This is a genomic window from Streptomyces sp. NPDC016469 (assembly GCF_040632905.1).
GTDB lineage: Bacteria > Actinomycetota > Actinomycetes > Streptomycetales > Streptomycetaceae > Streptomyces.
Genome location: NZ_JBEYCQ010000006.1, coordinates 134,116 through 157,481 on the forward strand (window position 1 = coordinate 134,116; position 23,366 = coordinate 157,481).

20 protein-coding genes are annotated in these 23,366 nt (G+C 73.2%); 10 read left to right on the forward strand and 10 right to left on the reverse strand.

The features are described 5' to 3' along the window. The first annotated feature begins 177 nt into the window (after nt 1-177). On the forward strand, nt 178-1,416 hold the full coding sequence (manA, locus tag ABZ565_RS08735; protein WP_361022235.1) for a mannose-6-phosphate isomerase, class I: 1,239 nt from the start codon (nt 178-180) through the stop codon (nt 1,414-1,416). Between the two features lie 286 nt (nt 1,417-1,702). On the opposite strand, the gene ABZ565_RS08740 is transcribed toward manA, so the two are convergent. The 3 genes from ABZ565_RS08740 to ABZ565_RS08750 all read right to left on the reverse strand — a co-directional run bounded on the left by ABZ565_RS08740 (nt 1,703) and on the right by ABZ565_RS08750 (nt 4,982). Next, a complete protein-coding gene (locus ABZ565_RS08740) occupies nt 1,703-2,605 on the reverse strand; it encodes a carbohydrate ABC transporter permease (RefSeq protein ID WP_361022238.1) in 903 nt (300 codons plus the stop codon). Then, the gene (locus tag ABZ565_RS08745; protein WP_361022241.1) at nt 2,602-3,573 is read right to left on the reverse strand and encodes a sugar ABC transporter permease; all 972 of its coding nucleotides are present in this window, start codon (nt 3,571-3,573) and stop codon (nt 2,602-2,604) included. Before ABZ565_RS08745 ends, ABZ565_RS08740 begins: the two co-directional genes overlap by 4 nt. Nucleotides 3,574-3,659: 86 nt before the next feature. Next, complete coding sequence (locus ABZ565_RS08750; protein ID WP_361022244.1) at nt 3,660-4,982, reverse strand: ABC transporter substrate-binding protein; 1,323 nt, start codon at nt 4,980-4,982, stop codon at nt 3,660-3,662. 268 nt (nt 4,983-5,250) lie between these two features. Here ABZ565_RS08750 and ABZ565_RS08755 point away from each other — a divergent pair, with 268 nt between their 5' ends. Together ABZ565_RS08755 and ABZ565_RS08760 are read left to right on the forward strand one after the other, a co-directional pair. After that, the gene (locus ABZ565_RS08755) at nt 5,251-7,650 is read left to right on the forward strand and encodes a glycoside hydrolase family 2 protein (protein WP_361022247.1); all 2,400 of its coding nucleotides are present in this window, start codon (nt 5,251-5,253) and stop codon (nt 7,648-7,650) included. Next, the gene (locus tag ABZ565_RS08760; protein ID WP_361022250.1) at nt 7,647-8,672 is read left to right on the forward strand and encodes a LacI family DNA-binding transcriptional regulator; all 1,026 of its coding nucleotides are present in this window, start codon (nt 7,647-7,649) and stop codon (nt 8,670-8,672) included. The genes ABZ565_RS08755 and ABZ565_RS08760 overlap by 4 nt, the downstream gene beginning before the upstream one ends. 46 nt (nt 8,673-8,718) lie before the next feature. Here the strand turns inward: ABZ565_RS08760 and ABZ565_RS08765 are convergent, their stop codons facing one another. After that, nucleotides 8,719-9,054 (reverse strand): DUF6204 family protein, encoded by a 336-nt coding sequence (locus ABZ565_RS08765; RefSeq protein WP_361022253.1) that lies wholly within the window; start codon nt 9,052-9,054, stop codon nt 8,719-8,721. A gap of 205 nt (nt 9,055-9,259) precedes the next feature. Here ABZ565_RS08765 and ABZ565_RS08770 point away from each other — a divergent pair, with 205 nt between their 5' ends. Both ABZ565_RS08770 and ABZ565_RS08775 read left to right on the forward strand, forming a co-directional pair. Further along, the gene (locus ABZ565_RS08770) at nt 9,260-11,227 is read left to right on the forward strand and encodes a DUF5107 domain-containing protein (RefSeq protein WP_361022256.1); all 1,968 of its coding nucleotides are present in this window, start codon (nt 9,260-9,262) and stop codon (nt 11,225-11,227) included. Between the two features lie 16 nt (nt 11,228-11,243). Next, complete coding sequence (locus ABZ565_RS08775; RefSeq protein WP_361022259.1) at nt 11,244-11,780, forward strand: AAA family ATPase; 537 nt, start codon at nt 11,244-11,246, stop codon at nt 11,778-11,780. A 52-nt stretch (nt 11,781-11,832) separates the two neighbouring features. On the opposite strand, the gene ABZ565_RS08780 is transcribed toward ABZ565_RS08775, so the two are convergent. From ABZ565_RS08780 to ABZ565_RS08790, 3 genes are all read right to left on the reverse strand, one after another. Continuing rightward, nucleotides 11,833-12,186 carry a VOC family protein gene (locus ABZ565_RS08780; RefSeq protein WP_361022262.1) on the reverse strand — a complete coding sequence of 118 codons (354 nt, stop codon included), beginning with the start codon at nt 12,184-12,186 and terminating at the stop codon, nt 11,833-11,835. Between the two features lie 57 nt (nt 12,187-12,243). Next, nucleotides 12,244-13,053 carry a methyltransferase domain-containing protein gene (locus tag ABZ565_RS08785; protein WP_361022265.1) on the reverse strand — a complete coding sequence of 270 codons (810 nt, stop codon included), beginning with the start codon at nt 13,051-13,053 and terminating at the stop codon, nt 12,244-12,246. A 177-nt stretch (nt 13,054-13,230) separates the two neighbouring features. Beyond that, the gene (locus tag ABZ565_RS08790) at nt 13,231-14,727 is read right to left on the reverse strand and encodes a phosphatase PAP2 family protein (protein ID WP_361022268.1); all 1,497 of its coding nucleotides are present in this window, start codon (nt 14,725-14,727) and stop codon (nt 13,231-13,233) included. Between the two features lie 116 nt (nt 14,728-14,843). Here ABZ565_RS08790 and ABZ565_RS08795 point away from each other — a divergent pair, with 116 nt between their 5' ends. The 3 genes from ABZ565_RS08795 (at nt 14,844) to ABZ565_RS08805 (ending at nt 18,092) form a co-directional block, all read left to right on the forward strand. After that, nucleotides 14,844-15,617, forward strand: coding sequence for an IclR family transcriptional regulator (locus ABZ565_RS08795; protein ID WP_361022271.1), 774 nt, complete (start codon nt 14,844-14,846; stop codon nt 15,615-15,617). Between the two features lie 96 nt (nt 15,618-15,713). Further along, nucleotides 15,714-16,964 carry an aminotransferase class I/II-fold pyridoxal phosphate-dependent enzyme gene (locus tag ABZ565_RS08800; protein ID WP_361022274.1) on the forward strand — a complete coding sequence of 417 codons (1,251 nt, stop codon included), beginning with the start codon at nt 15,714-15,716 and terminating at the stop codon, nt 16,962-16,964. 36 nt (nt 16,965-17,000) lie between these two features. Then, a complete protein-coding gene (locus tag ABZ565_RS08805) occupies nt 17,001-18,092 on the forward strand; it encodes an MBL fold metallo-hydrolase (RefSeq protein WP_361022277.1) in 1,092 nt (363 codons plus the stop codon). Here the strand turns inward: ABZ565_RS08805 and ABZ565_RS08810 are convergent. Together ABZ565_RS08810 and ABZ565_RS08815 are read right to left on the reverse strand one after the other, a co-directional pair. Beyond that, nucleotides 18,040-18,666, reverse strand: a complete 627-nt coding sequence (locus ABZ565_RS08810) for a VTT domain-containing protein (RefSeq protein ID WP_361022280.1) — start codon at nt 18,664-18,666, stop codon at nt 18,040-18,042. The two genes, ABZ565_RS08805 and ABZ565_RS08810, sit on opposite strands and share 53 nt — an antisense overlap. Continuing rightward, nucleotides 18,663-19,445 carry an MBL fold metallo-hydrolase gene (locus tag ABZ565_RS08815; protein ID WP_361022283.1) on the reverse strand — a complete coding sequence of 261 codons (783 nt, stop codon included), beginning with the start codon at nt 19,443-19,445 and terminating at the stop codon, nt 18,663-18,665. The genes ABZ565_RS08810 and ABZ565_RS08815 overlap by 4 nt, the downstream gene beginning before the upstream one ends. A 225-nt stretch (nt 19,446-19,670) precedes the next feature. On the opposite strand from ABZ565_RS08815, the gene ABZ565_RS08820 reads away from it, so the two are divergent. Together ABZ565_RS08820 and ABZ565_RS08825 are read left to right on the forward strand one after the other, a co-directional pair. Then, on the forward strand, nt 19,671-20,075 hold the full coding sequence (locus ABZ565_RS08820; RefSeq protein ID WP_361022286.1) for a hypothetical protein: 405 nt from the start codon (nt 19,671-19,673) through the stop codon (nt 20,073-20,075). A gap of 83 nt (nt 20,076-20,158) precedes the next feature. After that, nucleotides 20,159-22,249 (forward strand): phage holin family protein, encoded by a 2,091-nt coding sequence (locus ABZ565_RS08825; RefSeq protein WP_361022289.1) that lies wholly within the window; start codon nt 20,159-20,161, stop codon nt 22,247-22,249. On the opposite strand, the gene ABZ565_RS08830 is transcribed toward ABZ565_RS08825, so the two are convergent. Further along, entirely contained in the window at nt 22,250-23,302 is a 1,053-nt protein-coding gene (locus ABZ565_RS08830; RefSeq protein ID WP_361022292.1) for a LacI family DNA-binding transcriptional regulator, read from the reverse strand. Nucleotides 23,303-23,366: the final 64 nt, after the last annotated feature.

The window sequence follows — 23,366 nt, forward strand, 5'->3', positions numbered from 1 at the left end:
CGGCCACCGGGCCCGTACCGGCCACCGGGCCCGTACCGGCCACCGGGCCCGTACCGGCCACCGGGCCCGTACCGGCCACCGGGCCCGTACCGGCCACCGGGCCCGTACCGGCCATGCACCCCTGACCCCCGCGAATCCGGGCATGGCGACGCCTGCCGGACCCGTAAGGAAGTACACGTGGAACCACTCGTCAACACCGTGCGCCCCTACGCCTGGGGCTCCACCACGGCCCTGCCCGGCCTGCTGGGGGTCGCCCCGGACGGCCGGCCCCAGGCGGAGCTGTGGATGGGCGCGCACCCCGGCGCCCCCTCACTGGTCCGGCGCCCGGAGGGGGACCTGCCGCTCGACGCCGTGATCGAGGCCGCGCCGGCCGCCGAGCTGGGCGATGCGGTGCTCCGGCGCTTCGGCGCCCGGCTGCCGTTCCTCCTCAAGCTGCTCGCGGCGGACGCGCCCCTTTCGCTCCAGGTCCATCCCGACCTGGCCCAGGCCGCGGTCGGCTTCCGGATCGAGAACGCCGCCGCCGTCCCGCTCGACGCCCCGCACCGCAACTACCGCGACGACAACCACAAACCGGAGATGGTCGTCGCCCTGGGGGAGTTCGAGGGGCTGTGCGGCTTCCGGACGCCAGGGGAATGCGCCGGGCTGCTCTCCGCGCTCCGGGTCGCCGGACTGGACCCGCACTGCGTGGCCTTGCGTACGCACCCCGAGGAGGAGGAGGCGCTGCGGGCGGTGTTCTCCGCGTTTCTCGCGCCCTCCCCGGCCCTCGTCGCGGCGGTGGCCGAGGCGGTCGCGCGCGAGGCGCGGTCGGACGGGCCCCACCAGAAGGACTTCGCTCTCTACGACCGCGTGGCGCGGGCGCACCCGGGAGACGCCGGACTGCTCGCCGCGCTGATGCTGCGGACCGTCCGGCTGGCACCCGGCGAGGGGCTGTTCCTCGGGGCCGGTGTGCCCCACGCCTATGTGCGCGGGCTGGCGGTCGAGATCATGGCCGCTTCGGACAACGTGCTGCGCTGCGGTCTGACGGCCAAGCACGTGGACACCGCGGAACTCCTGCGCGTCGTGCGGTTCGACGCACCGCCCGTGCGCGTCGTGAGGCCGGCCCCGGACGGGCCGGAGGAGGTGTACCCGGCGCCGGTGGACGACTTCCGGCTCTCGCGCGTCCGGGTGGCGGAGGGCGGCCCGGCCGTGGTCCTGGACGCGACAGCTCCGCACATCCTCGTCTGCACGCGCGGGCGGGTGCGCCTGAGCGGTCCGCGGGGTGTCGTCCCACTTGGTGCGGGCGGCTCGGCGTACGCGCCGGCGGGGGAGCGGGTGGCGGTCGACGGGGACGGGGAGCTGTACCGGGCCACCGTCGACACGGGCGCTCCACGGGCCCGCGTCGATGCGTCGATTCACCCGTATTCGGAAGCCCCGTGACTTGACCGGTTTTGTGCAGAGGCGCCAAGGGTCTCCCTCTCCTTTCCCGCTTTACGCGTATCGGTGAGAAAGGGGACGGGCCGTCACATCGCATCGTGCTCGGCAGCGGGCGACAAGGACGATAAGCACTCGCCGGCTCAGCGGCCTTCCGCCGCTGAGCCGGCGAGTGCGTGAACCGGGTCAGGCGTGCGCCCTCGGACACCCGAACCTTCCGTCTCTGCGGGGCACGGCAGTGCACCGACCCTCTTCGGAGGTCGGTGCCGGCCGGGTTCGGGTGGGCGGGCCGCTACTTCGTCGCGCCCTGGGCGAAGCCGTTGTAGATGTAACGCTGGAGGAAGAGGAAGGCGATCAGCGTCGGGATGATGACGAGGACGGCCCCCGCGGAGATGTTCTCCCAGTGCGCTCCGAACGGACCCTTGAAGCGGAACAGTGCGGTGGAGACCGTGCCGAGCTCCGGTGAGGGCATGTAGAGGAAGGGGATGTAGAAGTCGTTGTAGACGGTGATCCCCTTGATGATCACCACGGTCGCGATCGCCGGCTTGAGCAGCGGGAAGATGATCTTCCGGTAGATCGTGAACGAGTTCGCCCCGTCCAGCCGCGCGGCCTCGTCCAGGGATACGGGGATGCCGCGGATGAACTGCAGGAAGATGTAGATCGAGACGATGTCCGTGCCCATGTACAGCAGAATCGGGGCCCAGCGGGTGTCGAACAGGCCGAAGCTGTTGACGACCTGGAAGGTCGCGACCTGCGTGGTGACCCCGGGCACGAGGGTGGCGATCAGGAAGAGCGCCATCACGAGCTTCTTCGCCCGGAAGTGGAACCGGTCGATGGCGTAGGCCGTCATCGAGCCGATCAGCACCGTGCCGGTGATGGAGAACAGCAGGATGAACGCGGTGTTGCCGAAAGCCGTCAGCATCTGGCCGTCGGAGAACGCGGTCGCGTAGTTGTCGAAGTTCAGCCAGTCGCCCGGGAGCGACAGGGCTCCGCCGTCGGTGGCCTCCGAGGAGGTCTTCAGCGAGGTGAGGAAGACGACGGCGAGCGGGAGGACGACCACCAGCGAGGCGATGACGAGCGACAGGTAGACGAGCGACTGGCCGATCCGGCCGCGCGTGCGGGCACGGGGGCGGCCGGGTGCGGTGCGGGCGTGGCCCGCGGTCTTCGGGGCAGCGGTCTGCGGGGCCGTGGTCATACGAGGTCCACCTTTTCGTCGGGCACGAGCCGGCGCTGGATCCAGGTGATCAGCAGAATGATCAGCAGCAGCACCACGGCGGCCGCCGATGCCAGCCCGGTCTTGTTGAACTGGAACGCGAGCTTCACGGTCTGGATGACGAACGTGGAGGTGCCGGTCGCGCCCCCGGTCATGATCCAGGGGATCTCGAACACCGCGAGTGATCCGGAGATCGCGAGAATGACGCTCAGGCTCAGCACGGGCCGGATGCTCGGAGCGATGATGTGCCGGAACTGCTCCCACCTGTTCGCCCCGTCGAGCTGGGCGGCCTCGTACAGCTCCCCGGGAATGGACTGGATCGCGCCGAGGAACAGGACGAAGTTGAGGCCCGTGAAACGCCACACCGCGACGCCGGCGAGTGACGTGTTGGCAGAGGCGGGGTCGCCCAGCCACGCGTGGTCGGGGCTCCGGCCGAACCAGGACAGCACCGTGTCCAGGGTGCCGCCGTCCTGGAAGAAGTACAGGAAGACGAACCCGATGGCGACGCCGTTGATGAGGTAGGGGAAGAAGAGCAGTCCCTTGAAAAGGTTGCGGAACCGCAGGTCGAAGCTGAGCACCGTGGCGAAGTACAGCGCGATCACGATCTGGACCGCGGACGCCGCGAGGTAGTAGAAGCTCACGAAGAAGACCCGGAAGAGCTCGGGCCGGGTGAAGATCTGGACGTAGTTGTCCATGCCCGTGAAGTTCCGGTCGGGGCTGATCCCGTCCCAGTCCGTGAAGCTGTAGTAGAGCATGTTGCCCACCGGCACGTAGGTGAACGTGATCAGCAGGGCCAGCGGCGCCACCAGGAACAGCCACGGCGTCGCGCGGCGGAGCGACCGGCCCCGGGGCCTGCGCCGGCGGGGGCTGCTGCCCGTGGGGGAGGTGCCGCGCCGCTGGGGCGTCGCGCGGGGCGTTTTCACGCTCACCGCCTCGGTCGTCTCGGTCATGTCGGGCCTTTCGTCGTCCGCGTCGGTCATGCGGTGTGCGCGGGAAGGGTCCCAGCCGCTCCTCTGCGGCCGGGACCCGCGCCGGGTCAGGAACCGGCGGTCTTCGCGGCGTCGTCCCATTTCTTGTTCAGCTCGCCGAAGTAGCTTTCGGTGCTGCCCTTCTGCGCCCCCCGGGCGATGTCGATCAGCTTCTGCCGGTAGTCGGGCTTGTTGAGGCCGATCTCGGCGGCGTTGTCGATGTCGTTCACCGTGCCCGTCTTGCGCTCCGAGCGTTCGACGAACATGACATCGTTGTCAACGAATTCCTTGAGGGTGTCGGGCATGGGGGCCGACTTCAGGGTGGGGACGGCTCCCTCCTTGGCGGAGTAGCCGGACTTCTCCGTGAACCAGTCGATCCAGGCCCGGGCCGCTTCCTTGTGGTCCGAGTGGATGTTGACGGCCTGCTGGTAGTCCGAGACGAGCGTCGCGCACTGCTGCCCTTCGTCCTGCTGGACGGGGACGGGCATGTAGCCGATGTCGTCGGGGCTCTTGCCGGCCTTCTCGGCGGCGTCGCGCATCTGTGTGATCGCCCAGGAACCGACCATCATGGAGCCGATCTCACCCTTGGCGAGCTTGCTCTTGGACGCTTCCCAGTTGGTGGTGCTGGGGTCCTTCTCCGAGAGCCCGTCCTTGACGATGTCGAAGAGCAGGTTGTCGATCACTCCGAGTTCGCTGCCCGCCTTCCAGGGCGAGACGGCGCCCGCCAGCTTGTTGTTGGCCTCCTTGTCGCAGCTGACGGAGCCGATGTTGGCGGACCACTGGACCAGCGGCCAGCCGTCCTTGAAGTTGGTGTAATAGGGAGTCGACCCGGTCTTCGCCTTGACCGCCTTGAGGTCCGCGATGAACTCCTGCGGAGAGTTCGGCCAGGCGGTGATGCCGGCCTTCTTCCAGAGGGCCTTGTTGTAGACGAAGCCGTTGGCCGTACCGAACTGGGCGATGCCGTAGGTCTTGCCGTTGACCTCCGACTTGTCGCTGAAGCGGTACTTGTCCGCCATCTCGATGGACGACCCCAGCGGCGCGAAGAACTTGGGGTAGTCGTTCTTGGCGACCGCTGCCGGAATCATCAGCACGTCACCGTATTTGTCCGTGTTCATACGGATCTTGACTTCGCCCTCGTAATCGGTGAGGCCCTCGAACTTCACCTTGATCTTGGGGTAGACCTTGTTGAACTCCGCCGCGTAAGCCTTCATGGCCCCGCTCTTGATCAGGTCCGTCCGCTGCGTCAGGACCGTGATGGTGCCACTCGCCTTGCTCGCGTCCGCCGGGGCGGAGGCCGTCTCGGTCGACGGCGTACCGCTGCCACTGCAACCCGTGGCGGTCAGTGTCGCGATGGCCAGAAACGCACCTGTGAGTGTCCTGGTCTTCCCCATGTGCCCAACTCCTTCGGACGGCGGCTCGGGTCTGCGCCGGATGTCGGCACTATGGCAGGGCGGGGGTGAACCGGTAAAGCGTTTGTTTCCCCTGCGATGCGGAATCGTTACCGCGCCTTGCGTTGTTGCAGGTGAGCGGCGTGTGCCGAGGCGGGCGTGTTGCCGTCCCGTGACTAGACCGGTTTATGGACAGTGATCCATCGGCGGGTTAGGTTGTGCGGCGTCGAACATCTGTCAGCGCGCGCACTGGGCCGATTGGAGCCGCACCATGAAGGACATCACCCCGCTTGCCGAAGGCTGGAAGCTGCGCCATGACGAGGCGCTGCTGCCCGCCCGGGTCCCCGGCTGTGTCCACACGGACCTGCTTGCCGCAGGCCTCATCCCGGACCCCTTCCTCGAACGGAACGAGGCCGAGGTCGCCTGGGTCGGCCGACGGGACTGGGCGTACGTCACCGACGTCTCCCACGACAGTGCCCACGAGCGCACCGACCTGGTCTTCGAAGGCCTCGACACCGCCGCGCGGATCACCTTCGCCGGCCGGGAGCTCGGAGCCACCCGGAACATGCACCGCACGTACCGGTTCGACGCCACAGGCCTGAAGGGGCAGTTGGAGGTGCGCTTCGCCTCCGCGTACGAGGAGGCCGAATCCGTACGGGCGATCACCGGCGACCGGCCCAACGTGTATCCCGAGCCGTTCCAGTACATACGCAAGATGGCCTGCAGCTTCGGCTGGGACTGGGGGCCGACGCTCGTCACGGCCGGCATCTGGCGGCCCGTACGCCTGGAGCACTGGTCGACCGCCCGTCTCGCCACCGTTCGCCCCCTCGTCACCGTCGACGGGGACCGGGGGGCCGTGGAGGTGAGGCTTCAGGTGGAACGCACGGCGTCCGGGGCCGCCACCGGGCTGCGGGCGCGGGCCGCGGTGGCAGGCGAGGAGGCGGAGGTCCGCTTCGAGGGGGACGAGGCGGTGGTGCGGCTGACGGTCGACCGTCCTCGGCTCTGGTGGCCGCGCGGTTACGGGGAGCAGCCTCTCTACGAGCTGGAGGTCACCCTGTACGACGAGGGGGGTGCGCTGGACACCTGGCAGCGGCGCATCGGCTTCCGCACCGTCGGGCTGGACCGCACCCCGGACGAGCACGGCACCGGCTTCACCCTCGTCGTCAACGGCGAGCGCGTCTTCGCCCGGGGCGTCAACTGGATCCCGGACGACGTGTTCCCCTCGCGCATCACCCCCGAGCGCTACCGGACCCGGCTGCGGCAGGCGGCCGACGCCAACGTCGACCTGGTGCGCATCTGGGGCGGCGGCATCTACGAGGACGAGGCGTTCTACGACGCCTGCGACGAGCTGGGGCTGATGGTCTGGCAGGACTTCCTCTTCGCCTGCGCCGCGTATCCCGAGGAGCAGCCCTTGCGGGGTGAGGTCGAGGCCGAGGCGCGTGACAACGTTGTCCGGCTCATGCCGCACGCCAGTCTGGTCCTGTGGAACGGGAACAACGAGAACCTCTGGGGCTTCCGCGACTGGGACTGGGAGCCCGGACTCGCCGGTGACTCCTGGGGTGAGGGCTACTACCTCGGCCTGCTGCCCCGCGTAGTGGCCGAGCTCGACCCCACCCGTGCCTACAGTGCGGGCAGCCCCTGGTCGGGATCGTGGGACCACCACCCCAACGACCCGGCCCACGGGACGTACCACTCCTGGGAGGTGTGGAACCGCCAGGACTACGCCGAGTACCGGGCGAACGTCCCCCGGTTCGTCTCGGAGTTCGGCTGGCAGGCCCCGCCCGCGCTGGCCACGCTCCGGCGCGCCCTCCCCGGCGAGGACCTGGCGCCCGACTCACCCGGCATGCTCCACCACCAGAAGGCCGAGGACGGCAACGGCAAGCTGGACCGCGGGGTCGCCCGCCACTTCGCCCTGCCCGAGGGCGACTTCGACCGCTGGCACTACCTGACCCAGGTCGTGCAGGCCCGTGCCGTCGCCGCCGGCATCGAGCACTGGCGCTCCCACTGGCCGGTCTGCGCCGGCACCGTCGTCTGGCAGCTCAACGACTGCTGGCCGGTCAGCTCCTGGGCCGCCGTCGACGGGGACGGCCGCCTCAAGCCGCTCCACCACGAGCTCCGCCGGGTCTACGCGGACCGCCTGCTGACCCTGCAACCCGGTGACCGGGGGCCGGTGCTCACCGTGGTCAACCAGTCCCCGACACCCTGGCGCACCGAAGTGACCCTGCGCCGCATCGAGGCCGACGGGTCGACCACGGGCCGGGGCGCCCAGGAGGTGACGGTCGCCGCCCGCTCCGTGGTCCGGCTCCCCGTCCCCCCGGGGCTGGCGCCCGCCGAGCTCAGCACCAAGGAGTTCCTGGTCGCCGACGCCGACGGACTGCGGGCCACCTTCTTCCCCGTCCCCGACAAGGAGTTCGCCTACGAGCGGCCGGCCTTCGACATCGTTGTGGAGCCCGGTCCGGACGGCAGTGGTAACGTCCACGTGGTGGTCATAGCACACACACTCATCAGGGATCTTCTCCTGCAGGCGGACCGGCTCGCCCCCGGCGCCACGGCCGACCGGGGCCTCACCACACTGCTGGCCGGGGAGCAGGTCCGTATCCGGGTCGACGGGTGCGGCGACGTCACCGCCGACGACGTCCGGGGGGCCTTGTTCTGCGTGGGCGAGCGGTGAGCGCTCCGGTCCGCGTGACCATCAAGGATGTCGCAGCCCGGGCGGGCGTCTCCAAGGGTGCGGTCTCCCTGGCGTTCAACCAGAAGCCCGGGGTGTCGGACGCGACCCGGGAGCGCATTTTCGCCGCGGCCCGGGAGCTGGGCTGGGCGCCCAACCAGACGGCGCGCACCCTCTCCGGCCGGCGTGCCGACATCATCGGCCTCGTGCTGTGCCGCCCGGCCCGCCTGCTCGGCCTGGAGCCCTTCTACATGGACTTCATCTCGGGCATCGAGGCCGTGCTCGCCGAACGGTCCTGCTCCCTGCTCCTGCGCCTGGTGCGTGATGTCGATGAGGAGATCGAGCTGTACCGCACCTGGTGGCGCAGCCAGACCATCGCCGGCGCGGTCCTCGTCGACTTCCGGGCCGACGACCCACGCGTCCCGGCGCTGGAGGCCATCGGGCTGCCGGCGGTCGCCGTCGGCCATCCGTCGCTCACCGGCTCGTTCCCCGCGGTGTGGACCGACGACGCCACGGCGACGGCGGAGGCCGTCCGCTATCTGGCCGCCCTCGGACACCGGCGACTGGCACGGGTCGGCGGTCCCGCCGGATTCGGGCACAGCGCGATCCGGACGCGGGCGTTCGACGCCACGGTCAGGGAACTCGGGCTGGAACAGGGGACCCAGATCGCGACGGGCTTCGATGAGCGGGAAGGCGCCCGGGCGACGCGCTCCCTGCTGCTGGCGAGCAACCGGCCGACCGCGATCGTCTACGACAACGACATCATGGCGGTCGCGGGGGCCGGCGTCGCGGCGGAGATGGGGTTCGTCGTCCCGGACGACGTGTCACTGCTGGCGTGGGACGACTCCCAGCTGTGCCGGATCACCCATCCCACCCTGTCGGCGATGAGCCACGACGTCCATCACTTCGGCGCCGAGGTGGCCCGCACCCTGTTCGCCCTGACGGAGGGGAAGCACAGCGGTTCCCTCCAGGTGCCGACCCCGTCCCTGACGCCCCGGGGCTCCACGGCGCCGGCGCCCCAGTAGCAGCGGTGCGCCGCGCGCCCGGTCCTCCCGGCCGCGCGGCCCCGCGTCACCGCCGCTTGTAGTTGATCTTCATCGTGTCCATGTCCGTCACCGTGGACCGCAGCTCCCCGTGTCCGTACCCCGCCTCGCGCAGTGTCGTCAGCGCCCGGTCCTCGGCGATCGCGCCGGCCATCTCCTCGCCGTCCTCGGCGTCCGAGACGACCACATAGCGGAAGCTGAAGTGCTTGAGGACCCGGTCGTAGGTGAGCGACCCCTCCTCAGTGAACTGCATCGCGGCCAGCCCGTGCTCCTCGACCTCGGCCAGCAGCCGCTCGCGCGCCGCGTCCGTCAGGTCCTGCCACGTGCCGCGCACGATCACCCGGTACGTGTGCTGCGTACTCATCTGTTCCGCTGTTCCTCTCGGCTGCCGCGTACGTGTCCGCAGGGAGCGTACGGGGGCCGGGAGCGGGACGGAAACGGAATTCCGGGCGCCGCGGGGGTCGGCTCCGTCGGCAAGACACCCCTTGTCCGGGCGGCGACCGGCGTGTTCCATGGTCATCGGGGGGCGCCCGGACCTGTGGCGGCCCGCGCGAGGGAGCGAGGTTGCCTTGGCCACCACCGTACGGCGTGCCGTCCTGACCCTGCCCGCGGCGGCGACCGGGCCGGAGAACCCGCTGCCCGCGCTGCGGCCGCTGGACGAGACCCACGTCATCGACGACCGGGACCGGGCCGGGCTCCCGCGCGACATGGCCCGCCGGCTCGGCCACGCGCCCCTGACCACCGTCCTGCCCGTCCGCCTCCTCGACGGGTACGGGCGCGAGCGCACCCCCACGGACCTCGACGCGATCGTCATCGAGAACGAGCACCTGCGCGTCACCGTGCTGCCCGGACTCGGCGGCCGCATCCACTCCCTCGTCCACAAGCCGTCCGGCCGCGACCTCGTCTACGCCAACCCGGTCCTCCAGCCCGCCGACTTCGCGCTCAACGGCGCCTGGTTCTCCGGCGGCATCGAGTGGAACATCGGCGCCACCGGGCACACCACGCTCTCCTGCGCCCCGGTGCACGCGGCGCTCGTCCCGGCGCCCGACGGTGGCGAGATGGTCCGGCTCTGGGAGTGGGAGCGGCTGCGCGACCTGCCGTTCCAGGTGGACCTGTGGCTCCCCGCCGACTCCGCGTTCCTGCACGTCGGCGTACGGATACGCAACCCGCACGAGCAGCCCGCGCCCGTCTACTGGTGGTCCAGCACCGCCGTCCCCGAGGACGCGGGCACCCGGGTGATCGCCCCGGCCGACGAGGCGTGGCACTTCGGGTACGAGCGCGCCCTGACCCGGGTCCCGGTCCCCGGGAGCGGTGGCACCGACCGCACCTACCCGCTGCGCGGCGAGTACCCCGCCGACTACTTCTACGAGGTGCCCGACGGCGCCCGCCGCTGGATCGCCGCCCTGGACGAGCAGGGCCGCGGACTCGTCCAGACCTCCACCGATCTGCTGCGGGGCCGCAAGCTGTTCCTCTGGGGCAGCGGGCGCGGCGGGCGGCGCTGGCAGGAACGGCTCACCGAGCCCGGCACCGGCGGCTACGCGGAGATCCAGGCCGGACTGGCCCGCACCCAGCTGGAACACGTCCCGCTGGAACCGGGCGGCGAGTTCAGCTGGCTGGAGTCGTACGGGCCGCTCGCCGCCGACCCCTCCGTCGTGCACGGCGACGACTGGGCGGCGGCCCGCGCCGAGACCGAGCGGCGGCTCGCGGACGCCCTGCCGCGCGCCGATGTGGACGCCGCGTACACCGCCTGGCGCGCCCACGCCGACACCGAACCGGGCGAACGCCTCGCCACGGGGTCCGGCTGGGGCGCCCTGGAGGTGCGACGCGGCCGGTACAAGCTGCCCGGCACGCCGTTCGGCGAGGACACGCTGGGTGAGGAGCAGGCCCCCTGGCTCGAACTGCTGGACCAGGGCACGTTCCCCGGCCCCGAGGGGACGGTCCCCGGGCCCACCCTGGTCTCCCGGCACTGGCGCGACATGCTGGAGACGGCCCCCGCCGAACCGCACACCGAATACCACCTCGGCATCGCGCAGTGGCACGCCGACGACCGCGCCCAGGCGGTCCGCAGCTGGGAACGCGGTTTGGCCACGGCCGCCTCCCGCTGGCCGCCGCTGCGCTGCCTGGCCGTCGCCGCCCTGGTGAGCGGCCAGCGCGAACTGGCCGCCGAGTACTACGCGGAGGCGTTCGACGGGCTGAGCGCGGAGCGCCGTGACGGCGACGAGGCGTGGACGGCGGCGACCGCCGCGCTGGGCCGGGAGGCGATCGAGGCGCTGCTCACGGCGGGGCGAACCGAGGCCGCCCGCACGGTGTGGACAGGGCTGCCCCCAGAGGTCCGGACGCGCGGCCGGTTCCGGCTGCTGGAGGCGCAGTTGCTCGTCGCGGAGGGCCGGAAGGACGCCGCGAAGGCCGTGTTCGACGCGGGCTTCGAGGTGGCGGACCTGCGCGAGGGCGCGGAAATCCTCGAGGAGGTGTGGCACCGGCTCACGGACGAACCGCTGCCGGACGCGTACAACTACCGGATGCGCCCGCGCACCTGACAGGGAGAAGCACGACATGATCATCTGGATCAACGGGGCCTTCGGCAGCGGCAAGACCACCCTGGTCGCCGAGCTGCACCGCAGGCTGCCGGACGCACTCGTCTTCGACCCGGAGCACGTCGGCTTCCTGCTGCGCGAGATCGTGGAGGCGCCGGGCGGCGACTTCCAGAACCTTCCGCTGTGGCGCGGGCAGGTGGCCTCGCTGGCCCAGGGGCTGGTCGAGGAGTACGGCCGGCCGGTCCTGGCGCCGATGACCGTGGTCCGCAGACCGTACGCCGACGAGATCTTCGGGGCCCTGGAGAAGGCGGGCGTCCCGGTCCACCACTTCTTCCTCGACGTCTCCGCCGCCGTCCTCGAACAACGGCTGCACGACCGGGTGTTGATGCCGGACGATCCTGAGCGCGACGAGGCGGCACGGCGCTGGGGCAAGGCGCGGATCGCCGAGTGTGTGGCGGCGGTGGGCAGCCTGCGGGAGGACACGGTGGTGCTGGACGGCGAGCTGCCCACGGATGAGCTGGCGGCGCTGGTGCTGGAGCGGGCCGGACTCGGCTAGGCGCTGTCCATCGGATCACGCGGCGAGCCCGGCGTGATCCGAAAGACCCGTCCTAGACCGGCAGGTTGCGGTCGACGTACTCGAAGACCGAGCCGTCCGGGTGCACCGCGATCAGGTTGCGGCCGACCGGGGTCGGGACGGGCCCCGCGATGACGCGGGCGCCGACCCGGGTCAGGGACGCGTGGGCCTCGTCCACGTCCTTCACGGCGATGGTCGCGGTGACCTTGCGCAGGATCTCCAGCTCCGATTCGGGGCCGCTCATCAGCAGGAAGCAGCTGATCGCGGCGACGGACACCCCGCCGCGCTCGAAGCGGAGGGCCCGAGCGCCGGTCAGCTGCTCGTAGAAGGCCACGGCGGCCTCCAGGTCGTCGACGCAGATACGCAGCGTGGTTCCCAGGATCTCCATGGCGGCCAGGTTAGTTGGCCGCCCGCCGCCATGTGATCCCTTCGGCCCCGGTCGCGCTCAGACGCGGCAGAGCACCTCGCCGTGCGGCACCATGAACCAGCCGTCGTCCTGCGCGCCCCACTCGCGCCACGCCTCGGCGATCTCCGCCAGCTGCTCCGCCGTGGCGTGCCCGCCGTCCACCGCGAGCTTCGCGTACGCCGATCCGACGGTGCGGTCGGCCCACAGCCCGCTCCACCAGGCCCGGTTCTCCGGCGTGGCGTAACACCACGAGCCCGCCGTGGGCGTGATGTCGGTGAACCCGGCCCGCCGCGCCCAGGACAGCAGCCGGCGTCCGGCGTCCGGCTCGCCGCCGTTGGCGCGGGCCACCCGCCCGTACAGGCCCGCCCAGCGGTCCATGCCCGGCGACTCGGGGAACCAGGTCATCGCCGCGTAGTCGCTGTCGCGTGCCGCGACGACGCCCCCGGGGCGGCACACCCGGCGCATCTCGCGCAGCGCCTGGACCGGGTCGCCGACGTGCTGGAGGACCTGATGGGCGTGGACCACGTCGAACGAGTCGTCGGGGTATTCCAGCGCGTGGACGTCCGCGACGGCGAACTCCACGTTGTCCAGGCCGCGTTCGGCGGCGACCTCGGCCGCCTGGGCCAGGATGTCGTCGGTGGTGTCGACGGCGGTCACCCGGCCCGGGGCGACCAGCGCGGCCAGGTCCGCGGTGATGGTGCCCGGGCCGCAGCCGACGTCCAGCACGTCCAGGCCCGGGCGCAGTTCGCCGACGAGGTAGGCCGCGGAGTTGGCGGCGGTGCGCCACCGGTGCGAGCGCAGCACCGACTCGTGGTGGCCGTGGGTGTAGACGGCGGTCTCCTTCGGCATGGCCGTGCGTCCTCTCTCGAAACCCGAACCGCGAAAGCGCTGATCGGTAGGACCACCGTAGGGCCTGTCGCCGAATAATGAGATGGGTATCTTGCAATGTGGACAACGCTCCGGGCGTGCGAAGGGGCGGCCGGCTCCGCGTCGACCGCCCCTCGTCGGGCCCCGGGCCCGGTCGTGCTACACCGGCCGCGGGCAGTACACCGTCAGCGCCTCCGGCAGCTTGTCGATCATCAACTCCATCTCGCTGTGCGCCACTTCGCCGTCGTACGCGTACGGCGTCCCCGGCTTCAGGCCGGAGACCCGCACCCGCTGCTGGCGCACCGCCGCGTGCATGGGGGAGCGGGTCAGCGGGCCCGCGACCGCCGCGGCGAGCAGCCTCAGGCCGGGCGTGCGGCCGCCGTGCACCACGCGGACGTCCAGCAGTCCGTCGGCGAGGTTGTGCCGCCGGCCCGGCGCCGGGCCCACCCGCTGGAAGAGCCCGTTGCCGATGAACAGCAGCCACAACGGGCGGCACCGGCCCTGGAGTTCGGCCTCCAGGGGGCGCTCGCCGCGCAGCACGTGCAAGGCCGCGAGCACGCCCGCCGGCCAGCCGCCGATCCGGGACGACCACCGCTCCCGCATCCGCACCAGCTCCGGGTACACGCCCAGGCTGAAGGCGTTCAGGAAGTAGCCGTCGGCGCCGCCGGGCCCCGGCCGGAACCGGCCCACGTCCGCCCGGACCGCGCTGCCGACGACGAGCGCGGAGCAGGCGTCGGCGACGGTCTCGATGCCCAGGTCGTACGCGAAGTGGTTGAGGGTCCCGCCGGGGAACACCGCGAGCGGCACCTCGTGCTCCACCGCCACCGAGGCGGCCAGGTTGACCGTGCCGTCCCCGCCGCACACCCCGAGCGCCGTGCATCGGTCCGCCGCCTGCGCCAGTTCCGAGGCGAGCCGGCCGGGCGGGCACTCCACGATCTCCGCCTCCGGCAGCGCGCTCCGGATCAGCGAGGCCGTCGCGGTCGCCGTCCCCGACTCCTGGTTGGCGACCACCACCAGGCCCCTGCCCCCGGGCAGGGCGGGAGCGTCGGCCGGCGGTCTCCCCGGCGCGGGCAGCTGCCCCCTGGTCGGTATCACCCCCCGCAGGGCGAACGCCGCACCCACGCCCAGCGCCGCGCCCGCCAGCACATCGCTCGGGTAGTGCACCCCGGTGTACACCCGGGACGCCGCCACGGACAGGGCCACGGGCGCGACGACCGCCCCCCAGCCCCGCGACTCCAACGCGACCCCGGTGGCGAACGCGGCCGCCGACGCCGCGTGCCCGGACGGGAACGACGTGGTCACCGGCTGCCGCTTCAGCTGCCGTATCACCGGCACGGCGTCCAGGAGCGGCCGCTGCCTGCGGACCGCCCCCTTGCCCACCGTGTTGATCGCGGCCGACGCCACCGCGAGCGAGGCGATGCCCCGCAGCGCGGCCCGCCGGGCCCGGGCACTGCCCCCGAAGGCGGCCATGCCGGCCGCCGCCCCGACCCACAGGAGCCCATGATTGGCGCTGCGGCTCAGACGGGGCAGCACCGGGCCCGCGGCCGGCCAGTGCCGCTGGGCCAGATTCTGGAACACGGCGAGATCGCGCCGGTGGAACCGGTCGCGCAGCCCGGCGATCCGGGACGGGGCGGAAGCATTGCTCGCTGACGACATGCGACAGCGGATACCCCGCATCGCCGCCCCGAACCAGCAGCCACGCCGAAGGTAGCCTGTGATCGTCATAGCGGTCACCGGCCTGGACGCCGGACAGGAGAGGGGGGTGCACGGCCATGGGGCGACTCGTCCCCGCGGTGACCAGGGCGCTCGACGTGCTCGAACTCTTCCTCCAGGGCGACGGCACGCTGTCCGCCCCCGAGGTGACCCGCAAGCTCCAACTGCCCCGCACCACCGTCCACGAGCTGCTCACCACGCTCGCCGCCCGGTCGTACCTGGTCACGGAGCCGGAGCGGCCCGGACGCTACCGGCTGGGCGTGCGCACCTACCAGCTCGGCAGCCGGTACGCCGAACAGCTCGACCTCGCCGCCGAGGGCCGCCAGGTCGCCCGGCGCGTCGCCGAGCGGTGCGGCGAGTCCGTGCACGTGGCGATCCTGGACGGCACCGACGCCGTCTGCGTGGCCCAGGCGGACTCCACCCACGCCGTCCGCACGGTGTCGGCGGCCGGCCACCGGCTTCCCGCCCACTGCACGTCCGCCGGCAAGATGCTCCTCGCCTCACTGCCCGCCCCGGAGCTCGACGCCCGGCTCGACGGCCTCGAACCGGCCGCCCTGACCCCCCACACCCTCACCGGCGAGCGCGAGCTGCGGGCCGCGCTCGACGCCGTACGGGAACGGGGCGTCGCTACGGAGCACCAGGAGTCCGGCCCGGGGGTCTCCTGTGTCGCCGCGCCCGTGCGCGACCGGTCGGGGCGGGTCGTCGCCGCGCTCTCCGTCTCCGTCCCGATGATCCGCTGGACCGAGGAGCGCGAGCGGGAACTCGCCGCCCTCGCTCTCGAAGGCGCCGACGAGCTCTCCGGCCGCCTCGGTCACGACCGGGGCACGGTGTGAACCGCATCAGAGCAGGCGCCCCGCCCCGTTCCCTCGTATAAAGGTCCGGAGGGCGAACGGTGGGGCGGAGTGGCGGGCGGCGGCGAAGGAGGCCCGATGGGCCGGGAGCGGACCGGGCGGCACCAGCGCGCCACTGACACGGTCCGGGAGGACCGGGGCCCCGTACGGTACGGGCCGCCGGCTCCCTGGCCGGGCCTGCCCGTGCTGCCGGAACTGGCCGAGGTGCTGGCCCGCGCCGCCGGCCGCGCCGCCCCCGAACCCGCCGGCGGATCGGCCGCCCTGCGCGAGGCCGCCTGCGCCTACTGGGACCGGCGCGGACTGCGCGGCGGCCCCGAGCGCGTCGCGGCGGCCCCCGGCACCGCGCCCCTGCTCCTCGCCCTGATCGCCGCGCACGGGGGCGACGTGCTGCTGCCGCGCCCCTGCCCCGCGTCCTGGATCCCGCAGGCCAGGCTGCTCGGCCGGCCCGCCTACCAGGTGCCCACGCCCGCCGAGTGCGGGGGAGTGCCCGACCCGTACGCCCTCCTCGAAACCGTGCGGCGGGTGCGCGCCGAGGGCGGCCGGCCCAGGCTGCTGCTGCTCTCGGTGGCCGACGACCCCACCGCCACGGTCGCCCCGCCGGAACTCGTGCGCGAGGCCTGCGAGGCCGCCGTGGACGAGGGGCTGCACATCGTCAGCGACGAGACCTGGCGCGACACCCTGCACCGCCCGCACGACACGGTCCTGGTCAGCCCGGCCGAGATGTGCCCCGACGACGTCACGGTGGTCTCCGGCCTGTACGGCGCGCTGACCCCGGCCGCCTGGCCGGTCGCCGTCGCCCGGTTCCCGGACACCGCACGCGCCGCCGCCCGCCACGCCCGTACGCTCGACGTCCTCACCGCGCTCGGTGCCTCCGTCGCCGGGCCGGTCGCGGCGGCCGCCGCCCACGCGCTGCGCGAACCGGACGCCGTGACCGACCGCGCCCGGCGCTCCGCCGCCCTGCACGCCCGGCTCGCCACCGAGGCGCACCGCGCCGTCCTCGGCTGGGGCGCCCTCGCCCGGCCCCCGCAGGCCGGCCGCCACCTCTACGCGGACCTCGGCCCGCTCCGCTCCCGGCTCGCCGCCCGGGGCGTCACCGACTCGCTCGAACTGGAGGAGTTCCTGTCCGCCCGGCTCGGCGGCCCCGCCCCCGGCGGACACCGCTTCGGCGACGAACTGGGCGCGCTCCGGGTCCGTCTGGGCACCGGCTCGCTCCTCGGCACGGACCCGGAGCGGCAGACCGAGGCGCTCACCGCCCCGGACCCGCTCGAATTGCCGCACATCGCGGCAGCGCTGAGCATTTTCCGAGCAGCCCTCGACACACCGCGCTGACCCACCGCGCCGGCGCACTCCTGGACGGGAGCCCCGATGACGGACCAGACCCAGAGCCCGGTCGCACCCCCCGTGGTCCGCGGCGCGCTCGTTACCCCGCGCCCCCTCGGCGAGGTACGGACCTGGCCCCGGAGCTTCGCCGACCGGCTCACCGCCCCGCTCCCCGGCGTCCGGGGCATGTCCCGGCTGGCCCGCGAGCACGCCATCCGGCCCAACGCGGAGGGCCTGCGCCACATCCACCGCCTGCCGTACGCCCCCGAGCCCCTGCCGCCCGTGCCGGCGGGGGCCGCGTGCGTCACCTGGGCCGGGCACGCCAGCTGGATCATCCGCACCGGAGGCCTCACCGTCCTCACCGACCCCGTGTGGTCACGCCGCATCCTCGGCACCCCGGCCCGCATCACACCCGTCGGGGTCCGCTGGGCCGACCTGCCACCCGTCGACGCGGTCGTCATCAGCCACAACCACTACGACCACCTGGACGCCCCCACCCTGCGCCGGCTGCCGCGGGACACCCCGCTCCTCGTCCCGGCCGGACTCGGCCAGTGGTGCCGCCGCCGGGGCTTCGGCAACGTCACCGAGCTCGACTGGTGGGAGTCCGCCGAGCTGGGCGGCGTCCGCTTCGACTTCGTGCCCGCCCACCACTGGTCCCGGCGCACCCTCACCGACACCTGCCGCTCGCTGTGGGGCGGCTGGGTCATCCGGGACACCGCCGGGCCGGGGGACGGCGGCCGGATCTACTTCGCCGGCGACACCGGATACGGCCACCGGTTCGCCGAGATCGGCCGCCGCCACCCCGGCATCGACCTCGCCCTGCTGCCGATCGGCGCGTACGAGCCCCGCTGGTGGCTCGGCGACGTCCACATGGACCCGGAGGAGGCCGTGCAGGCGTACGAAGACCTCGGCGCCCACGCGATGGCCCCGATGCACTGGGGGACCTTCCTGCTGTCCGCCGAACCGGTCCTCGAACCGCTCACCCGGCTGCGCACCGCCTGGCAGCGCGCCGGGCACGCCCGCGACCGGCTCTGGGACCTGCCCATCGGCGGCTCCCGTCTGCTGCCGCCCCGGCCGTCCGGCGTCACCGCGCCCACCACGCCCGCGTCCGGCGCCACACCGCGGGCCCCCCGCTGATCAGCAGCGTCAGGCCCACCGCCGCGACCACCCCCTGCCACGGCTCCGGGAACAGCGAACCGCCCAGGATGCCGATCAGCTGGTACGTCGCCGCCCACGCCAGACACGCCGGCACATCGCCCCGGGCGAACCGCCGCAGCCCCATCCCGCCCAGCAGGCACGCCAGCATCACCGGGATCCGCCCGGCCGGCACCAGCCGGGACAGCACCAGGACCGCCGCCCCGTGCTCGTCCAGCTTCCGCTGCGCCTGTTCGAGCCGCTCCGGCGCCGCCCGGTCCCGGATCGTCCGCAGCCACCGCGACCCGTTCTTCGACCGCACCCCCCGCTGCCCCAGCCAGTACAGGGATATGTCCCCCAGGAACGCCGCCGCCGACGCCACCGCGAACACCACCAGCAGCGAGAACGGCGACGACTGGTGGAACGCCACCACGGCCGCCGAACTCACCAGGGCGCCCGTCGGCACCACCGGCACCAGCGCGCCCAGCGCCACCAGCAGGAAGAGCGACGGATAGCCGACCGCCTGCTGCGTCGACTCGGCGGGCAGCTGCGCCGTCTGGCGCAGGAACTCGATCACGCGCAGCCCTCCGGCCGCACCCGCTCGCCGTGTGCCAGCCGGTGCACCGCGACCTCCGGCGCCACCAGCGCCGCCTTGCGCACGAACTCCTCGCCCGGCGCGTGGAACTCGTGCGGCCGGACCCCGTCCATCCCGATCGGCCAGTACGTGCCGTAGTGCACCGGCACCGCCGCGCGCGGCCGCAGCCGGGTCAGCGCCTGCGCCGCCCGCCCCGCGTCCAGGTGGCCGTGGCCCAGGTAGGGCCCCCAGCCGCCGACCGGCAGCAGCGCCACGTCCACCGGGCCGACCGCTTGCGCCATGTCCTCGAAGAGCCCGGTGTCCCCGGCGAAGTACGTACGCGCCGCGCCCTCCACCACGTAACCGAGCGCGGGCGAGCGGTGCGGGCCCAGCGGCAGGCGCCGGCCGTCGTGCAGCGCCGGGACGGCCCGGACCCGCACTCCGCCCACCCGCACCTCGTCGCCCGCGACCACCTCGGTGATCCGCAGACCGCGCGCCCGGCGCAGCAGCCGCAGTCCCGGCACCGACCGCACCGAACCGCGCGGCACGACCACCAGCGCCCCCGGGGCGACCCGTGCCAGCGACGGCAGGTGCAGATGGTCGGAGTGCAGATGCGAGATGAGGACCACATCGGCGACGGCCGCGTCCGGACCGGGCAGCGCGCCCCGGCGCCGCCGCAGATGCGCGAAGCGCCGTACGAACAGCGGATCGGTGAGGAAGCGGACCCCGGAGTCCTCGATCGTGCACGTGGCATGACCCCACCAGGTGATCTCCACCGGCACGCGACGCCTCCTCCTGCTCAACGGACCCTTCGGACCCCTCCACACCTGCCCGGAGGAGCCTACGGCCAGTCATGCCCGGGCGGCCCGCGCACCCCGGCGCACCCGTGGATCACCGGTTCCGGCCCGTGCCCCCGTGCGCCCCCTCGCCGCCCCGGAACGCTCCCTCGGCCTTCGCGCACGGGCGCATAGGGTCGGGGAACGACGAGCACGGGGAGAAGACGGGCCATGGGGGACGTACGCGTGGCGGCCATCGCCAGCCTGACGCCGCTGGAGGAACTGGACGGCGATCCGTTCCTCGTGGACACCAGGGGCCAGCACGTCATGTGCGCCCGCTGGGCCGCCGACCAGGGCTATGTCGTCACCCGGCAGCTGCGCCTCTACGGGCTGCGCCCCGACCACCCGGCGCTCTGGTCCGACATCGAGAGCGGCGAGGTCGAGCTGTTCGTCGCCCCCTGCGACCGGGTCCTCGCCCGCGCCCTGGCCTCGGTGCCGGAGTTCACCGCCGAGTGCGAGCGGCGCGGCGTACGCCTGGAGATCGCCGGGCTCGCCGAGCCGTCCTACACGGCCGAAGGCAAGGCCGGCGTGCACCGCCGCCTCTCCATGCCGACCGCCGGATACGACGGCTGCTGACCGGCCGCAGGGCCCTCCGGCCCGCTGTGAAAGGCTGGGACAGGGCCCGGAACGGGAGGGCCCGGACGTGAGGTGACGACGGCGTGGGCGACAGACGATGGCGGCGGACCGGCGCCGCGCTGATGCGCGTGATCGCGGTCTGGGCCGTCTCGACGCTCACCATGCTCGCGCTCGCCGGTATCCTCCCCGACTTCCGGCTCCAGTCCCCCGACGGCGACAGCACCACCAAGACCGCCTTCACCGCGGCCTGGGGCGCGGGCGCCTTCGGACTGCTCTCCGCGCTGGTCTGGCCCGTGCTGGTACGGGCCCTGCTCATCGTCCCGGCCCTCGTCCTCGGCGCGCTCGTCTTCTTCCTCAATGGCTCGCTGCTGCTGATCGCACTGCGGCTCATCCCGGACGGCCGGGGCGCCGCGGCCCCGGAGACCGCGGTCGCCGTCGCGGCCGTGATGTCCGCCGTCGCCTCCGCGACCTCCACCGCCCTCGCCGTGCGCGACGACAACGCCTACCGCCGCCGCCTCTCCCGCCTGGCCGACCGGCGCCGCCGGCGCAGCGGCACGGACGGCGACGCGCGCGGAGGCCCGCCGGGCACCGTCTTCATCCAGCTCGACGGGGTCGGCCACGACGCCCTCCTCGCGGCGGCCGCCGCCGGGTTGATGCCGACCGTCGCCCATTGGCTGGCCGGGCCCGACGAGCACCGGCTCATGCCCTGGCGCACCGACTGGTCCAGCCAGACCGGCGCCAGCCAGCTCGGCATCCTGCACGGCAGCAACCACGACGTGCCCGCCTTCCGCTGGTACGAGAAGGAGACCGGCGATGTCATGGTCTCCAGCAGACCTGCGAGCGCCCTGGAGCTCCAGCGCCGCGCCGTCGCCCGCACCCGGGACGGCGGGCTGCTCACCCTCGACGGCGCCAGCCGGGGCAACCTCTTCAGCGGCGGCGCCGACCAGCTCGCGCTCGTCCTGTCGATGGCCGCGAGGCTCGGCAAGGGCCGCCGCTCGCGGGCCGGGTACTTCGCCTACTTCTCAGACCCGGCCAACGCCGTCCGCACCGCCGGCTCCTTCGTCGCGGAGGTCTGCCGGGAGATCGCCCAGTCGACCCGCTCCCGCCTCCGCAAGGAGACGCCCCGCATCAAGCGCGGCGGCCTGTACCCCTTCATCCGCGCCTTCGCGACCGTCGTCGAACGCGATGTGGTGGTCGCCGCCGTCATCGGCGACATGTTCGCCGGGCGGACCGCCGTCTACGCCGACCTCGTCGCGTACGACGAGGTGGCGCACCACTCCGGGCCGCGCAGCCGCGACGCGGAGAAGGTGCTCGCCCGCCTCGACCGGGCGCTCGCCCTGATCGCCAAGGTCGCCGAGCAGGCCCCGCGCACCTACCGGATCGTGCTCCTGTCCGACCACGGCCAGAGCCCGGGGGACACCTTCGCCGGGGTGTACGGGCTGACCCTCAAGGACCTGGTGCGTGCGGGCAGCGGACTGCCCGTGCCCCGGCGCGCGCAGCGCACCCGCAGCGCCTCCGAGGCGCGCGACGCGGTCCGCATCGCCCTGCACCGGCCGGTCGCCGAGGGCCAGGAGGAGCACGTCGCGAAACCCTCCGACCCGATAGTCCTCGCCTCCGGGAACCTCGGCCTGATCGCGTTTCCCGACATCGAGGGCCGCGCGTCCCTGGAGCAGCTGGAGCGCCGCCACCCCGCGCTGCTCTCCACGCTCGCCAACCACCCGGGCATCGGCTTCCTGCTCGTCCGCAGCGAGCGGTACGGCTCGGTGGTGCTGGCCCGGGGCGGGGTGCGGATACCCGTGGCGGAGCTGGCGGATGGGCAGGGCCCACTCGCCCCGTACGGTCCCGGGGCGGCGGACGCGATCCGGCGGACGGACACCTTCCCGCACGTCGCCGACGTGATGGTCAACTCCATGTACGACCCCGCCGCCGGCACGGTGCACGCCTTCGAGGAGCAGATCGGCTCGCACGGCGGCCTGGGCGGCGACCAGTCCCGGCCGTTCCTGCTGTGGCCGCGCTGGACGGACCCGCTGGACGCCGTCGCCGGCGAGGACGGGGAGCGCCCGGACGCACTCGTCGGCGCAGAGGCGGTGCACCGGGTCCTCAGGTGCTGGCTCCAGGAGGCGTCGGGGCCCCAGGTGCCGGTTCGGCCGGAGGAGCGGGCCCGCCGCCCGTGATCAGGCGGACTGCCGGCGCACGAGCGTCGGGTGGAAGATCACGGACGCCGGCGGGTCCACCGGCGCGCCGATCTGCTTGAGCAGCAGCCGCGCCATCTCCGCCGACATCTCCTCCACCGGCTGCCGGACCGTCGTCAGGGGCGGATCACAGGCCAGCGCCGCGCTGCTGTCGTCGAACCCGACGAGCGCGACGTCGTCCGGGACCTCCTTCCCGGCCCGCAGCAGCACCGGCACGGCCCCGAGCGCCATCAGGTCCGACGCGATGAACACCGCGTCCAGGTCCGGACGGTCCGCCAGCAGCCGCCGCATCGCCGCCGCGCCGCCGGCATGCGTGAAGTCGCCCTCGGCGGTTGCCACGTCCCGGATGCCGTGCGCCGCGAGCGCGTCCAGGAACCCGGTGAGGCGCGCCTGACCGGCCGGCATGTCCTGCGGGCCCGACACCGTGCCGACGCGGCGGCGGCCCAGCGCGGCGAGGTGGTCGGCCGCCAGCCGCGCCCCGGCCCGCTGGTCCGCCTCGACGTAGGTGAGCGGCGTCGGCCTGCGCGGCTGCCCGGCGAGCACGGCCGGCAGCCGGGTCCCGTGCAGCAGGCCCGGCAGCGGGTCGTCCGCGTGCGACGAGATCAGCACCACCCCGTCGACGTGCCCGTGGCGCAGGTACGAGAGCAACTGGTCCCGCGACTCCTGGTCGTCGGCCAGCATCAGGACCAGTTGGATGCCCACCGGGCGCAGCACCTCCAGGAGACCGGTGACCACGCGCCCGAAGTACGGATCGGAGAACATCCGGCCGACGAACGGCTCGGGCACGGTGCGCCGTTCCCGCTCCGAGACGACCAGCGCGATCGAATCGGTCCGCCGGGTCACCAGAGAACGGGCCGCGCGGTTGGGGACGTAACCGGTGGCGTCCACCGCCGCCTCCACGGTCCGCCGCAGCGCCGGGTCCACGGTGGTCGCCCCGTTGATCACCCGGGAGACCGTCGCCCGTGACACCCCGGCCACTCCGGCGACGTCCTCCAAGGTCACGGGACGGGCGGGCGGCGGCGCGTCGGCAGGCATGCAGTCTTTATACCGGGTGGTACGACCGGCGCGGTAACGGCCGTGCGGGGCTTGGGAGTACGTT

Bases quoted from the DNA above. Each gene is read 5' to 3' on its own strand.
- ABZ565_RS08740 (WP_361022238.1), bottom strand. From the start codon at position 2,605: ATGACCACGGCCCCGCAGACCGCTGCCCCGAAGACCGCGGGCCACGCC.
- ABZ565_RS08745 (WP_361022241.1), bottom strand. From the start codon at position 3,573: ATGACCGAGACGACCGAGGCGGTGAGCGTGAAAACGCCCCGCGCGACG.
- ABZ565_RS08750 (WP_361022244.1), bottom strand. From the start codon at position 4,982: ATGGGGAAGACCAGGACACTCACAGGTGCGTTTCTGGCCATCGCGACA.
- ABZ565_RS08755 (WP_361022247.1), top strand. From the start codon at position 5,251: ATGAAGGACATCACCCCGCTTGCCGAAGGCTGGAAGCTGCGCCATGAC.
- ABZ565_RS08765 (WP_361022253.1), bottom strand. From the start codon at position 9,054: ATGAGTACGCAGCACACGTACCGGGTGATCGTGCGCGGCACGTGGCAG.
- ABZ565_RS08775 (WP_361022259.1), top strand. From the start codon at position 11,244: ATGATCATCTGGATCAACGGGGCCTTCGGCAGCGGCAAGACCACCCTG.
- ABZ565_RS08780 (WP_361022262.1), bottom strand. From the start codon at position 12,186: ATGGAGATCCTGGGAACCACGCTGCGTATCTGCGTCGACGACCTGGAG.
- ABZ565_RS08785 (WP_361022265.1), bottom strand. From the start codon at position 13,053: ATGCCGAAGGAGACCGCCGTCTACACCCACGGCCACCACGAGTCGGTG.
- ABZ565_RS08790 (WP_361022268.1), bottom strand. From the start codon at position 14,727: ATGTCGTCAGCGAGCAATGCTTCCGCCCCGTCCCGGATCGCCGGGCTG.
- ABZ565_RS08795 (WP_361022271.1), top strand. From the start codon at position 14,844: ATGGGGCGACTCGTCCCCGCGGTGACCAGGGCGCTCGACGTGCTCGAA.
- ABZ565_RS08800 (WP_361022274.1), top strand. From the start codon at position 15,714: ATGGGCCGGGAGCGGACCGGGCGGCACCAGCGCGCCACTGACACGGTC.
- ABZ565_RS08805 (WP_361022277.1), top strand. From the start codon at position 17,001: ATGACGGACCAGACCCAGAGCCCGGTCGCACCCCCCGTGGTCCGCGGC.
- ABZ565_RS08820 (WP_361022286.1), top strand. From the start codon at position 19,671: ATGGGGGACGTACGCGTGGCGGCCATCGCCAGCCTGACGCCGCTGGAG.
- ABZ565_RS08830 (WP_361022292.1), bottom strand. From the start codon at position 23,302: ATGCCTGCCGACGCGCCGCCGCCCGCCCGTCCCGTGACCTTGGAGGAC.